Consider the following 12,560-nt stretch of genomic DNA (forward strand, 5'->3'; position numbering starts at 1 on the left):
TCATTGGCAGTAGGTATTAGCCTTTTTTGCTCGCTACCCACTCATCAACAAATGATTCAAGCACGTTTAGTGGAACCGGGCCATTTTTCAGTACGACGTCGTGGAACTCACGAATATCAAACTTATTGCCTAGTTCTTTCTTAGCGGCTTCACGAAGCTCTAGGATCTTCAACATCCCCACTTTGTAAGCAGTGGCTTGTGAAGGCATAACAATATGACGCTCTACCATCTTCACAGCGTCTGACTTAGCGTTGGGTGTGTTATTTACGTAGTAATCAATACCTTCTTGACGTGTCCACTTCATTGCGTGGATCCCCGTATCTACCACTAAGCGGCATGCACGCCATAATTCCATCGCTAAGCGACCAAAATCTGAATAGGGGTCTTCGTATAAACCCATTTCTTTTGGTACAAGCTCAGAATATAAGCCCCAACCTTCGATGTATGCAGTGTAGCCACCAAACTTACGGAATTTAGGCATATCTTCTAGCTCTTGAGCAATCGCGATCTGCATGTGGTGACCCGGAATACCTTCGTGATAAGCCAAGGCTTCCATTTGGTAAGTTGGCATCGCTTCCATGTCGTAAAGGTTTGCATAGTAAACACCAGGACGTGAGCCGTCAGGCGCGGGTTGCTGGTAGAAAGCTTTACCTGCAGATTTTTCGCGGAATGCCTCTACGCGTTTTACTATCATGTCCGCTTTTGGCTTAACGATAAACAGCTCATCCAAGCGTGACTTCATATTATCGATCATCGCTTTGGCTTCGGCTAAATATTGTGTCTTACCAGCTTCTGTATTTGGAAGGTAAAACTGCTTATCGGTTTTCATGAACTCCATAAAGGCTTTTAAATCGCCTTTGAAGCCCACTTTTTCTTTGATTGCTCGCATCTCGTCATGAATACGTGCCACTTCAGATAAACCGATTTCGTGAATTTCTTCAGCGCTTAACGCTGTGGTTGTCGTACGTGCTAGGGCATTATTATAAAATTTTTCGCCGTTAGGGAATTTCCATGCACCATCACGTTTGTCTGCTTTTTTCTCAAGTTTATGTAGGTAGCCAATCAACTTGTTATAAGCAGGTTTTACTGCTGTTGTTAGCGCGTCTGTTGCTTCTTTTACCAGCGTTGACTTCTCGTCTTCACTGATTTCAAGTGTTGCTACTTTGCGTTTGAAATCAGCCAGTAACGTTGAGTCGTCACCCGCAGCAAATGGCGCACCTTTGATGATATTTTCACTTGATTCAATGACGTGAGGGAAAACGAATTTCGGTGCAATAATACCTTTGTCCGCACGCGCTTTTAAGTCAACGATGAGTTGATCAAATACAGCAGGTACGCCGTTTAAACGTGAGATATACGCTTTGGCATCTTTCACATCGGTAATTTGGTGCTGGTTGATTAAAAATGCAGGCACCATTGAGTGTGTACCATACATCTGATTTACCGGATAAGAATGGTAACGCCATTTAAAATCTGCAATGGTGTTTTCAAGACCTTGCTTGAATAAGTCGTAGCTCACTTGCGTATTGGCATCTAGCTTACTGCGATCAATTGCATTAAGCGCAGCTAAGTCTTGTTTCGTCAGTTCAAGATCTTCAAGTTGGCGCGCTTCGCTGCCGTCATCCCACTTGTCGTAGTCTTGTTTGATACCCATATAAGTTTGGTAAACTGGGCTACGCATTACGCCACGGGTAAACGACGCTTCAAAAAGTGCGTTCGCCTTTTCTACTTCACTTTTTACGACTTGTTGTTCAGCTTTTGGATCAGGTGTTGGAGAGTGTGTGGTTTGTTGACAGCCAGCAAAAAGCGCGACGCTTACCGCTGCTGCTAAAATGGTTAATTTACGCATTTTATACCCTTTTATTATATGTTGCCGAATGGCGGTTTTCATGCGGGTTGCAGTGAATATCACCCGCATAATTTCTATATTAAACAAATAACTCTAGCAGATCGTTGAGGTATCGGTGGCCTTTATTTGTAACTAGCCATGAATCGTTGGTTTCCTCAATCAAACCCTTATCTACGGCCTCAGCAATTTGCGTTGCAATAGCGCTAAGTTCAAGACCAGTGTAGTCAATAAACTGTTGTTTTGATGCGGCAGTTTTTAAACGGAACACATTCATAAAAAACTCAAATGGTCTGTCATCGCTTGCAACATACCACTGCTCATACAAATAGGGTTTACTCAGATCCATATAGCCACGAGGGTGTTTTACCTTTACGGTTCTTAAGATCTGTTGCTGCTCAGGCAAAGTGATTTTGCCATGTGCACCACAGCCGATCCCGAGATAATCGCCAAATTGCCAATAATTCAAGTTATGTCGACATTGAAATCCCGCTTTGGCATAGCCTGAGATCTCATATTGCTGGTAGCCGTGCTCTGCAAGTAATGCCTGACCTTGTTCTTGGATGTCCCACAGTGTTTCATCCTCAGGTAAAACCGGAGGCTTAGAGGCAAACTGCGTATTTGGCTCAATGGTTAATTGATACCAAGAAAGGTGTGGCGGTGCCATTGCTATGGCTTTTTCTAAATCACTTAAGGCATCGCTAACAGATTGATTGGGAAGACCATGCATCAAATCAAGATTAAAGCTATTTAACCCTGCTTGATGCGCTTCTTGTGCGGCGTTTAGCGCCTCTTGCTCGCCATGAATACGACCAAGTTGAGTAAGCTTTTCCTGTTGTAAGCTTTGCACGCCTATCGAAATACGATTGATGCCAGCCGCGACATAATGCTTAAAACGATCTGTCTCAACTGTGCCTGGATTCGCTTCTAAAGTGACTTCAATGTCATCCTCAAAACCAATTAGCGCCTCAATTTCACTGAGTAAATAGTGGTACGCTTCACCTGAAAGCAGGCTAGGGGTGCCACCGCCAATAAAAATACTACTGAGTTTACGGCCCTGAACATAGTGAAGATCGGCTTTGATATCGTGGAGCAAATGTTGAATATATTCCGTTTCCGGAATATCGCCCTTTTTACCATGGCTGTTGAAATCACAGTAAGGACACTTTTGCACGCACCAAGGTACGTGCACATAAAGACTTAATGGAGGTAGTTTCACGCGAGGCCTTGAAAGTGACTGACGAGTTGTTTAAGTGCCTGTCCTCTATGGCTGATTGCGTTTTTTTCTTCCTTGGTTAGCTCTGCTGATGTGCAGTCTAAACCTTGTACCTTAAAGATTGGGTCGTATCCAAACCCTTCTCGGCCTTGTTGCGTTGTGGTGATTTCACCTTCCCAACTTGCCTGACAAATAATCGGCGTTGGGTCGTCTGCGTGGCGCATATACACTAAAACACACCAAAAACGGGCGCTGCGCTCAGTTTGTTCGCCAAGCGCTGCGAGCAAGTGATCAATATTTTTTTGGTCGTCGGCGTTTGCGCCAGCATAACGCGCTGAATATACTCCAGGTGCGCCGTTTAACGCGTCTACCTCAAGGCCTGAGTCATCGGCAATAGCAGGTAAGCCAGAAATCTTAGCAGCATGACGAGCCTTGATAATGGCGTTTTCCACAAAGGTCGTGCCGGTTTCTGCAACCTCTGGCACGTTGAAATCACTTTGTGGTAATACCTCAATGTCATACTGATTTAGCATCGCGCTAAGCTCTTTGACTTTACCTTGGTTGCCTGTGGCAAGTACCACTTTATTTGACATATTTTCTCTACTCTACATAAAACTTTTGTGAGAACGTGAGTTTGCGGCTTTGCTTACCTTCACTGATCTCAATGTCGAAACGAAAAATATCTTCATCGTCGTAATCTAATTGGGCAAGATAGTATATTGCCTCACCTTCCACGACTTCTTTAAACTCTAGCTGTACGGTTTTACCAAGTAAGTTTTTGGCGCTACCTGCAACGCGTGCCTTAACTGCGGGTTTTCCTGGCTTGTCGGCCAAGACCGAGATATTCACTATCGCTTTGTTACCACTACGAATTAAGCCATACGCTTTTGCAATTGTGGGCTGAACAAAGGTGGAAGGGAAGGCGATATAATGTACTTCCCAAGGACCTAAGTCTTTAAACTGGCCGCCTTGCTCATCTTGAGCGAATGCGCTCGGTGCAAGCAACATCATTAACGCAATAATAAATGGTTTCATTGGGGCGCTCCTATCTCAGTAAATCCATCATTAGGATCTGCAAAAATTGCATGCCGATAATTAGTACTAAAATAGATAAGTCCAGTCCGCCTAGCGGTGGGATCACTTTACGAATAGGTCTTAGCATCGGCTCTGTTAATTGCTCGAACACTGCGGCAACTGGATTGTAGCCTTGCGCTACCCAACTTAAAATGGCGCGAATAATAAGGATCCAGAACACCAAACTAAATGCTTCTTTTACTACCGTAATAGCGCCACCGATAAGCGCGCCTAATGCGTCAAAGTAACCACCGAATAACGCCATTAGCGTCGCCATTTTGGCAAAGCCAATAATGAATGCCAGCACCAAAGAGGCAAGATCTAAACCGCCCACACCCGGAATGATTTTCCTCAGTGGATTCACGGCAAAAGAGGTTGCTTTAACAACCGCTTGGCTTAGCGGGTTATAAAAGTCCGCTTTGACAAGCTGCAACCAGAATCGTAGTAATACGACCATTAAAAATAGATCAAATACGATCCCGACTAAAAATTGCATGGCATTCATTGGTCACCTTTAGATTTCTTTTTCCATTGCTTCAGCGCGCGCGATACATGCATCCATCGCGTCCGCTACGGTTTTTGGTAATTGCTGTGCTTTTAAATGCTCAACGGCTGCGTGGGTTGTGCCACCTTTAGAGGTGACGTTAGCGCGTAGCTGAGCAATGCTAATTTCAGGTTGCGATAATGCCATTTCAGCCGCACCTAGCGCAGTTTGCTGCACAAGCTTTCTGGCTTCCTCGTGGCTAAATCCAAGTGCGATGGCTTTTTCTTCAATGGCTTCCATAAATAAGAAGAAATACGCTGGAGACGAACCTGTTACCGCAATAACGTCGTTAATCTTCGATTCTTCGTCAAGCCACAGGGCAATCCCCGTGGATGAAAATACTTGCTCAACATAGCTTTTTTCTTCATCGCTGATATCTACGCCATACAAGCCAGACACACCGCGTCCGAGCAGTGATGGCGTGTTAGGCATACAGCGCACCATTTTTACCGGTTGGCCGAGCATTTCTCTCAGTCGTGCAACGGTAATTCCGGCGGCGACAGAGATAAACAGTTTATTGCTAATATCAATATCTGCATCTTGAAAGGTCTGACACAGCTCGGCCATCATCTGTGGTTTTACAGACAAGACAATGACGTCAGCCGCGGCGACTGCTTCTAGATTATCTTGTGTTGTTCTTACCGATAATTGTTCTGCGACTTTGGCAAGTTTCTCTGCATTGCGGTTGGTGGCAATAATAGACTGCGCGTCAAAGCCACTTTTGATCATGCCACCGATAATGGCATAGCTCATATTTCCCGTTCCAATAAATGCAATTGTCTTGTTTGACATCGTGTTATTCACCTCACTGTCGTTTGCCAAAAATATCAGTACCAATGCGAACCATAGTGGAGCCTGCTGCAATCGCAGTGTCTAAATCGCCACTCATTCCCATCGATAAGGTATCTAGCTGTTGATATTGGTCCTTTAGTCTATCAAAGCAAGCGCGCATTTGCTGGAAATATTGTAATTGCTTTTGTTTATCATCGGTTTGCTCTGTGATAGTCATCAAGCCACGAAGTTCCAATTGACGACAGTCATTAATAAACTGCGCGAGCGTATCAACCTCATCGGGATGACAACCTGATTTGTTGTCATCACCGCTAATATTGACCTGCAACAGCACCTTGAGTGGCTTTAAGTTTGTTGGTCTTTGCTCATTTAGCCTGCGTGCGATTTTTTCTCGATCCACGCTTTGTACCCAATGGAAGTTTTCGGCGACTAATCTTGATTTATTGGACTGGATTGGACCAATAAAGTGCCATTCAAGCGCTTTGTTTTGTTTAAAATAGGCAACTTTATCAACCGCTTCTTGTACATAAGATTCACCGAATTGGGTTTGGCCTGCCGCAATAGCAGCCTCAATATCGGCGATAGGTTTAGTTTTAGAAACCGCGAGTAATTGTACTGTTTCGCTGAATTGACAGTTTTGCTTGGCTTTTTCTATCCTGCCGTAGGCGTTATCTAAGCGTTCTGCTATTGTAACCATATAGTACTAGTGCTCATTGTGGAGTTATAAATGGATATTACAGAATTATTGGCTTTTAGTGTTCAACACAAAGCATCTGACTTACACCTTTCTTCAGGTGTTTCCCCTATGATCCGTGTTGACGGGGACGTACGTCGGGTGAATATTCCGCCGTTAGAAGCAAAAGACGTCAGCAGCCTCATCTACGATATTATGAATGATAATCAACGTCGTGACTATGAGCAAAACCTTGAGGTAGATTTCTCGTTCGAAGTGCCAAATCTGGCGCGTTTTCGTGTTAACGCCTTTAATTCAAATCGTGGTCCTGCTGCGGTGTTCCGTACCATTCCAAATCAAGTGCTGAGTTTAGATGATTTGGGGGCACCAGACATTTTTACCAAAATTTCCGACAACCCACGTGGCTTAGTATTGGTAACCGGCCCGACAGGGTCTGGTAAATCAACCACGCTGGCTGCGATGGTGGATTATATTAATAACAACAAACATCACCATATTCTAACCATCGAAGACCCGATAGAATTTGTTCACGACAACAAGCAAAGTCTTATCAACCAACGTGAAGTGCATAGAGACACGCACAGCTTTAACGCGGCGCTGAGAAGCGCACTACGTGAAGACCCAGACGTTATTTTAGTTGGTGAATTACGTGATCTTGAGACTATTCGTTTAGCGCTAACTGCCGCGGAAACAGGTCACTTAGTATTTGGTACTTTGCATACTACCTCAGCACCTAAAACCATCGACCGTATTGTGGACGTGTTCCCAGGTGAAGAAAAAGACATGGTGCGTTCTATGCTGTCAGAGTCGCTACAAGCGGTGATTTCACAAACGTTGGTGAAAAAAGTTGGCGGCGGGCGAATAGCAGCGCATGAAATCATGCTCGGGATCCCTGCTATTCGTAACCTTATTCGTGAAGACAAGATTGCACAGATGTATTCGGCAATTCAAACCGGTGCAATGCACGGTATGCAGACCATGGATCAATGTCTTACAAATTTATTAAACCGTGGTTTGATCACACAGCAAGATGCGCGTGCAAAAGCGCATGACAAAAATCAGTTTAATAGCGGCTATTAAGTAGTGGTGTAGCGATGAATATAGAACCGTTTTTGCAAACGATGGCCAATCAGCAAGCATCCGACTTATTCGTCTCGGCAGGGCTTGCGGTGAGTGCCAAAATTGATGGCGAACTTAGAGCTTTAAGTGAAGAAAGCTTAGATGCCGAGCAGTCACTGAATCTTGTTACGTCGATTATGAGCGACAAGCAAAAGCAAGAATTCTTTAACACTAAAGAGTGTAATTTTGCGATTGCCAATGATATCGGGCGTTTTCGTGTTTCAGCATTTTGGCAACGGGATTGTGCGGGCATGGTTATCCGCCGTATTGTGACCGCGATTCCCGATGTCAATGAGCTAGGTTTGCCGTCGGTACTGACCGATGTGATCATGTCCAAACGCGGTTTGGTGTTATTTGTGGGTGGTACGGGCACGGGTAAATCAACCTCGCTTGCGGCATTGCTTGGCTATCGTAATCGTAACCAACGTGGCCACATTTTGACGATTGAAGATCCCATTGAGTTTGTGCATCAACACCAAAAAAGCATCATTACTCAGCGTGAAGTTGGCATTGATACTGACAGTTTCGAATCTGCCTTAAAAAGCTCATTACGCCAAGCGCCAGATGTTATTTTAATTGGTGAAATTCGCTCGCAAGAAACCATGGAATATGCACTGAGTTTTGCTGAAACGGGGCATTTATGCGTTGCAACCTTACACGCCAATAATGCCAATCAGGCCATCGACCGTATCATGCACTTAGTCCCTAAAGAAAAGCACGATAAACTGAAGTACGATTTGGCGCTGAACTTGCGCGCTATTGTGGCGCAACAACTTGTGCCTTCTTCAAAAGGCGAAGGTCGAGAGGCTGCCATTGAAGTACTACTTAACTCCCCACTCGTTGCTGAACTTATTAAAAAAGGCGATATTGGCTCAATTAAAGAGGCAATGGCAAAATCGAAAGACATGGGTATGCAAACCTTTGATCAAGCGTTGTTTGAACTTTATAAACAGCAGCGGATCAACTATGCCGATGCACTGCATCATGCTGACTCGCCAAACGATCTGCGCCTGATGATCAAGCTGCAAAATAATGAACAAAAAGGTGCGGGCTTCCTACAAGGGGTTACGGTAGATGGGTTGGATTCGAAGAACTAAACGCAGCTATCTATTCTTCGCTTTTGTGCTGAGCTTTGCTGGTGTACTTAATGCCAGCGAAGCACTTAATGTTTTTATTAGAGATGATGTCCTCGCTGATTATCAACGTTTTGTTGGTGAACGCGACGTCACAAAAATCACCGATTTTAGTGGCCAGTATTTACGCCGTGATGTTGTCGATATGGTGATAGCACAGCAAGCCTTGCAAAAAGGTGGCTTCGACAAAGCATTTATTTTTACGCCAGGTTTTGTCAGTTTTCGTGAATCCAATTTGCTCGAAAAAGGGGAACAACTACTTCACTTTGATAGTTATTGGAAAGCAGACCTTGTAAATAAAGGTCGGCTGCTTTTTATCAGTGAGCCTGTTATTCAAAAAGGTCAGTATTTTGCTGGTATTTATCACGGGATAGATAATCAAAAAGTAAAACAGCTAAAAGAGGAGCAAGGACTCACCCAGCTAACTTCGGTATCCAACCCTAAGTGGCAGACTGATTGGCAAACCTTGGAGTCACTTCCGCTTAAACAGCTTCATGCTGAACCCGATTGGATGTCACAAGCGCGTATGGTGAGCAAAGGTTGGGTCGACTTTATGTTGATGCCGCTTATGCCGAAGCTAGATAATCGTTTTGTTTTGGAAGATGTTGAGCTCATTGCTAATGGGCATCTAGTCGTACTGTTAAACGACAGCAGACATTTTGCGGTGTCTCGGCTTCACCCAGAAGGTGAACGAGCGTTTGCTGCATTACAAAAAGGCCTCGCAATACTACGTGAGCAAGGCCGGATCACTAGCGCGTATCGGCAAGCAGGGTTAATACCTGATTTGAATAAGTACCAAGTGGTAAACCCTGTACAGGAGCTTCGCTAGTCATTCATACTCCTACTCGCGGCGAGAATTACTTTGTACCTTGACCCAATCGACGATAGTTTCGATTGCATTGGGAGCAAAGTGGTTTTTTTTAATCGAGAAAATCGCATCAAGTGGCAGTTCTGGTTTCATTAAACTGTGTGCAGCATTAGCGATAGTGATTTGTTCTAGCTTGGCGTTTATTTGACTTGAGCTTGCAAAAGCGCGTGCAAACTCTGATTGGCTATGTTCTATATCGACGTGAAAATCGCTGTCGCCATAAATTGCTAGCATTGGTAAGTTTAGTTGAGTAAAGCCTTCAAATATATCGGCTTCAATATTTTTTCTGACGAAATTATAGCGTGCTTCATCTTCTATAGGCTTTGGCATAAAAGGGTCTTGATGCAATGCTGCGGAAATATATTGGTCGTATCCTGCTTTGATAAGTTGCATCTCTCTAATGCTCAGCTGTTCGATGCGTTCTATCGCCGCATCATCATTTGCATTGATCTTTTCTTCCTCTATCAATCGTATCCACATACTGTATTGGCTCTGAGCCAGCCAGTTCGCGGCCCCTCCAACCAGTATCATAAACTCGATATTTTCCTCGTCGTACAAGTTCGAAAATACCCAACTTGCTTGACTAAATCCTAGCACGGCTATTTTATTTTGCCGATAGCCGGTGTTACGCAGATATCGAATTGCATCCTTTACTTCGGTAGCTCTATCATCCATAGATTGGGATAACCAGTTACCTTGTGAGTTACCTACTCCTGGTTTGTCCCACGAGAAAGTAGCAATATTTGCACTTACTAAAGATTGTATTATGGGCAAATAATAGCCTTTTGCCGTAGTGTCCATTGCTCCATCACCATGAACAAAAATAACGATAGTATCTGTTTCTGAGAGGCTTTTAGGAGTATAGAGTCGTCCTTCAAGCTGGTGCTCGAAGGAGTCGAAGGTATGCGTTGTATATTGAAGTTTGCCTTGTTCTGACTGGTTGTTACAGGCGGATAATATACAAGCTAAAAAACAAGAGAATATTGTTACTAAGAATTTGTGCTGCACTACCATGAGTTTTTCCTTAACCGGATGAGTCAGCAAACTATATAAGCTTTTCATGTTAGAAACTGTGAGTAGTCGTCAAATTATTAGATTGGTATTGTTTGAAGAGGTTAGAGTAAAGGTAGCACTTATAAGTGCTCGATATGGTGAATTTTTACAGTTAGCTGCGCCTTTAATATCAATTATATGATTGATATTAAAGGTCAACAGAATGAAGAGTTAGGCTAGCTATTCCCACATTGCTTCAAAGTAGCTTTCAAGAATGATACAAGCAGACATGCCATCTACCTTACCTTTTGAAAGATTCTTATAGCCACCTTGTTCAAATAAGCGCGCTCTGGCGTCAGCTGTCGTCAAGCGCTCATCTTGTGTTTCTACCGGCAATCGGAAGTGGTTATGCAGGCGGTTGGCAAACTTCTTTGCCCTGAATGTTAAATCTTGATTGGTACCATCCATATTCAGTGGTAAGCCAACCACCAATAAATCAGGTTGCCATTCGTTAATAAATATCGCAATGTCATCCCAATTTGGAATGCCATCATTTGCCTTAACGGCACCTAAACTTGATGCGGTTGCGGTGATTTCTTGGCCGATAGCCAAGCCGATACTTTTAGTGCCAAAGTCAAACCCGATGACGCTACGTTTACCTTTAGGCACTTTTTCTTTTTTGTTTTCCATGAATACTTCGTTTATTAACCTAAGCTCAAAATTACAGGCTAGTTACGCATGACCCGCTTGCGAGCTTAATTGTGCAACGTCGATACCAAGCATTTGCACTGCTTTTTCCCAACGCTTTTCAGGTGGCGTATTAAATATGATTTCGGGGTCTGCCTCGACGACTAACCAAGTGTTTTCTTTCAGCTCTTTCTCTAGTTGACCACTTACCCATCCGGCGTAGCCCAAAGTGATGATAAATCCTTCGGGAGAGTGTGATGACGTTAAAGAGGCTAAAACATCTTTTGATGTGGTGATCATAATTTCGGAGCTAAGCTCTTGGCTTGAGGCGTAACCAAGCTTTGGCGTGTGTAATACAAAGCCTCTATCGGTGTGAACAGGCCCTCCTGCGTAGATATTTACTTTAGCCGCTTGGCTAGATTTGTCGTTATCGATATCAATTTGATCAAGCAATTCGCCCACGGTGATGTCTATAGGGTGGTTTACCACCAACCCCATCGCGCCATCTTCGCTGTGTTCACAAAGATAGGTTACCGTATGATTGAAAAAAGGGTCATCCATGCTGGGCATTGCCACCAAAAAGTGATTAGCGAGTGATTTCATAACCAGACCCCCTTAATGGTTAGTTTTTAGTATGGTCGAGTTTTCGCTCGATCGCATCATAAAACTTATCCATAATTGAAATGTCATACGCCGCTTCAATTTCTTTTACGCAAGTTGGTGCGGTGACGTTGATTTCGGTGAGCTTATCGCCAATGATATCTAGGCCAACGAATATTAGGCCCTTTGCCTTTAACGTTGGAGCAATGGCTTCGGCAATTTTACGGTCCGATTCGCTAATAGGTCTTGCTTCACCACGGCCGCCTGCCGCGAGATTACCACGAGTTTCACCGCCTTGTGGAATGCGAGCCAAGCAGTACGGCATCACTTCACCGTCTACCACTAACACGCGTTTATCACCGTCTTTAATGGCTGGAATATAGTTTTGCGCCATAGCATAGCGAGAACCATGCTCGGTAAGTGTTTCGCAGATCACGCCAATATTTGCGTCATCTTGTTTCACTCTAAAAATAGACGCGCCGCCCATCCCATCTAAAGGCTTGAGAATGATATCGCCATGTTTAGCTAAAAACTCGCGAATTTGTGATTGATTACGCGTAACCAAAGTATCTGGAGTATGCTCACTAAACCACGCCGTAAAGAGCTTTTCATTGGCGTCGCGCAGACTTTGTGGTTTATTTACCACAAGCGAACCCGCAAGTTCGGCGCGCTCAAGAATATAAGTGGCGTAAATATATTCAGTGTCAAAAGGCGGATCTTTACGCATTAAAACAACGTCAAGGTCGCCTAAGTCGATTTCTTGTTTCTCAGCTAGTTCATACCAATGGGAAGTATCGTCAAATACCTGCGCTTTTGCTGCGGTCGCTTTGGCAACGCCTTGGTACAAGAAAAGGTCATTCATTTCCATGTAATACAATTCATAGCCGCGCTGCTGTGCCGCCAGCATCATGGCAAACCCGGTGTCTTTTTTAATGTTAAAGCCACTGATTGGATCGGAAATGATCCCTAATTTAATCGTCATAGACGCTCCCAT

The 12,560-nt window shown here is 44.0% G+C and carries 14 protein-coding genes; 3 read left to right on the top strand and 11 right to left on the bottom strand.

Going from position 1 to position 12,560, the window contains the following annotated elements; genetic code table 11:
* Nucleotides 1–16 precede the first annotated feature (16 nt).
* From JJQ94_RS08610 to JJQ94_RS08640, 7 genes are all read right to left on the bottom strand, one after another.
* Nucleotides 17–1,849, bottom strand: a complete 1,833-nt coding sequence (locus JJQ94_RS08610; protein ID WP_099030593.1) for a DUF885 domain-containing protein — start codon at nt 1,847–1,849, stop codon at nt 17–19.
* 79 nt (nt 1,850–1,928) lie between these two features.
* Nucleotides 1,929–3,065 carry a radical SAM family heme chaperone HemW gene (gene hemW, locus JJQ94_RS08615; RefSeq protein ID WP_099030594.1) on the bottom strand — a complete coding sequence of 379 codons (1,137 nt, stop codon included), beginning with the start codon at nt 3,063–3,065 and terminating at the stop codon, nt 1,929–1,931.
* Entirely contained in the window at nt 3,062–3,655 is a 594-nt protein-coding gene (locus JJQ94_RS08620; protein ID WP_099030595.1) for an XTP/dITP diphosphatase, read from the bottom strand. Before JJQ94_RS08620 ends, hemW begins: the two co-directional genes overlap by 4 nt.
* A gap of 7 nt (nt 3,656–3,662) precedes the next feature.
* Complete coding sequence (locus JJQ94_RS08625) at nt 3,663–4,097, bottom strand: DUF4426 domain-containing protein (protein ID WP_099030596.1); 435 nt, start codon at nt 4,095–4,097, stop codon at nt 3,663–3,665.
* Between the two features lie 10 nt (nt 4,098–4,107).
* A complete protein-coding gene (locus tag JJQ94_RS08630; RefSeq protein ID WP_010379021.1) occupies nt 4,108–4,641 on the bottom strand; it encodes a YggT family protein in 534 nt (177 codons plus the stop codon).
* Nucleotides 4,642–4,650: 9 nt separating this feature from the next.
* A complete protein-coding gene (gene proC, locus JJQ94_RS08635; protein ID WP_099030597.1) occupies nt 4,651–5,472 on the bottom strand; it encodes a pyrroline-5-carboxylate reductase in 822 nt (273 codons plus the stop codon).
* A 13-nt stretch (nt 5,473–5,485) separates the two neighbouring features.
* On the bottom strand, nt 5,486–6,169 hold the full coding sequence (locus JJQ94_RS08640) for a YggS family pyridoxal phosphate-dependent enzyme (RefSeq protein WP_039494450.1): 684 nt from the start codon (nt 6,167–6,169) through the stop codon (nt 5,486–5,488).
* A gap of 30 nt (nt 6,170–6,199) precedes the next feature.
* Here JJQ94_RS08640 and JJQ94_RS08645 point away from each other — a divergent pair, with 30 nt between their 5' ends.
* The 3 genes from JJQ94_RS08645 to JJQ94_RS08655 are packed head-to-tail and all read left to right on the top strand — an operon-like array spanning nt 6,200 to nt 9,247.
* Entirely contained in the window at nt 6,200–7,246 is a 1,047-nt protein-coding gene (locus JJQ94_RS08645; protein WP_010379026.1) for a type IV pilus twitching motility protein PilT, read from the top strand.
* A 14-nt stretch (nt 7,247–7,260) separates the two neighbouring features.
* Nucleotides 7,261–8,382 carry a PilT/PilU family type 4a pilus ATPase gene (locus tag JJQ94_RS08650; protein WP_010607713.1) on the top strand — a complete coding sequence of 374 codons (1,122 nt, stop codon included), beginning with the start codon at nt 7,261–7,263 and terminating at the stop codon, nt 8,380–8,382.
* The gene (locus tag JJQ94_RS08655) at nt 8,360–9,247 is read left to right on the top strand and encodes a hypothetical protein (protein ID WP_099030598.1); all 888 of its coding nucleotides are present in this window, start codon (nt 8,360–8,362) and stop codon (nt 9,245–9,247) included. Before JJQ94_RS08650 ends, JJQ94_RS08655 begins: the two co-directional genes overlap by 23 nt.
* 12 nt (nt 9,248–9,259) lie before the next feature.
* Here JJQ94_RS08655 and JJQ94_RS08660 read toward each other — a convergent pair whose 3' ends face one another.
* From JJQ94_RS08660 to gshB, 4 genes are all read right to left on the bottom strand, one after another.
* Nucleotides 9,260–10,300, bottom strand: coding sequence for an alpha/beta hydrolase (locus JJQ94_RS08660; RefSeq protein WP_099030599.1), 1,041 nt, complete (start codon nt 10,298–10,300; stop codon nt 9,260–9,262).
* A gap of 219 nt (nt 10,301–10,519) precedes the next feature.
* Complete coding sequence (ruvX, locus tag JJQ94_RS08665; protein ID WP_099030600.1) at nt 10,520–10,969, bottom strand: Holliday junction resolvase RuvX; 450 nt, start codon at nt 10,967–10,969, stop codon at nt 10,520–10,522.
* 42 nt (nt 10,970–11,011) lie between these two features.
* Nucleotides 11,012–11,569, bottom strand: a complete 558-nt coding sequence (locus JJQ94_RS08670) for a YqgE/AlgH family protein (protein ID WP_099030601.1) — start codon at nt 11,567–11,569, stop codon at nt 11,012–11,014.
* A gap of 19 nt (nt 11,570–11,588) precedes the next feature.
* A complete protein-coding gene (gene gshB / locus JJQ94_RS08675) occupies nt 11,589–12,548 on the bottom strand; it encodes a glutathione synthase (protein ID WP_099030602.1) in 960 nt (319 codons plus the stop codon).
* Nucleotides 12,549–12,560: the final 12 nt, after the last annotated feature.

Source organism: Pseudoalteromonas sp. GCY, assembly GCF_016695175.1.
Lineage (GTDB): Bacteria > Pseudomonadota > Gammaproteobacteria > Enterobacterales > Alteromonadaceae > Pseudoalteromonas.

What these genes read in the sequence shown, in the direction of transcription:
- JJQ94_RS08630 (WP_010379021.1), bottom strand. Translation starts at nt 4,641, where the DNA reads ATGAATGCCATGCAATTTTTAGTCGGGATCGTATTTGATCTATTTTTA.
- JJQ94_RS08670 (WP_099030601.1), bottom strand. Translation starts at nt 11,569, where the DNA reads ATGAAATCACTCGCTAATCACTTTTTGGTGGCAATGCCCAGCATGGAT.
- JJQ94_RS08655 (WP_099030598.1), top strand. Translation starts at nt 8,360, where the DNA reads ATGGGTTGGATTCGAAGAACTAAACGCAGCTATCTATTCTTCGCTTTT.
- gshB (WP_099030602.1), bottom strand. Translation starts at nt 12,548, where the DNA reads ATGACGATTAAATTAGGGATCATTTCCGATCCAATCAGTGGCTTTAAC.
- JJQ94_RS08660 (WP_099030599.1), bottom strand. Translation starts at nt 10,300, where the DNA reads ATGGTAGTGCAGCACAAATTCTTAGTAACAATATTCTCTTGTTTTTTA.
- ruvX (WP_099030600.1), bottom strand. Translation starts at nt 10,969, where the DNA reads ATGGAAAACAAAAAAGAAAAAGTGCCTAAAGGTAAACGTAGCGTCATC.
- proC (WP_099030597.1), bottom strand. Translation starts at nt 5,472, where the DNA reads ATGTCAAACAAGACAATTGCATTTATTGGAACGGGAAATATGAGCTAT.
- JJQ94_RS08625 (WP_099030596.1), bottom strand. Translation starts at nt 4,097, where the DNA reads ATGAAACCATTTATTATTGCGTTAATGATGTTGCTTGCACCGAGCGCA.
- JJQ94_RS08645 (WP_010379026.1), top strand. Translation starts at nt 6,200, where the DNA reads ATGGATATTACAGAATTATTGGCTTTTAGTGTTCAACACAAAGCATCT.
- JJQ94_RS08620 (WP_099030595.1), bottom strand. Translation starts at nt 3,655, where the DNA reads ATGTCAAATAAAGTGGTACTTGCCACAGGCAACCAAGGTAAAGTCAAA.
- JJQ94_RS08650 (WP_010607713.1), top strand. Translation starts at nt 7,261, where the DNA reads ATGAATATAGAACCGTTTTTGCAAACGATGGCCAATCAGCAAGCATCC.
- JJQ94_RS08610 (WP_099030593.1), bottom strand. Translation starts at nt 1,849, where the DNA reads ATGCGTAAATTAACCATTTTAGCAGCAGCGGTAAGCGTCGCGCTTTTT.
- JJQ94_RS08640 (WP_039494450.1), bottom strand. Translation starts at nt 6,169, where the DNA reads ATGGTTACAATAGCAGAACGCTTAGATAACGCCTACGGCAGGATAGAA.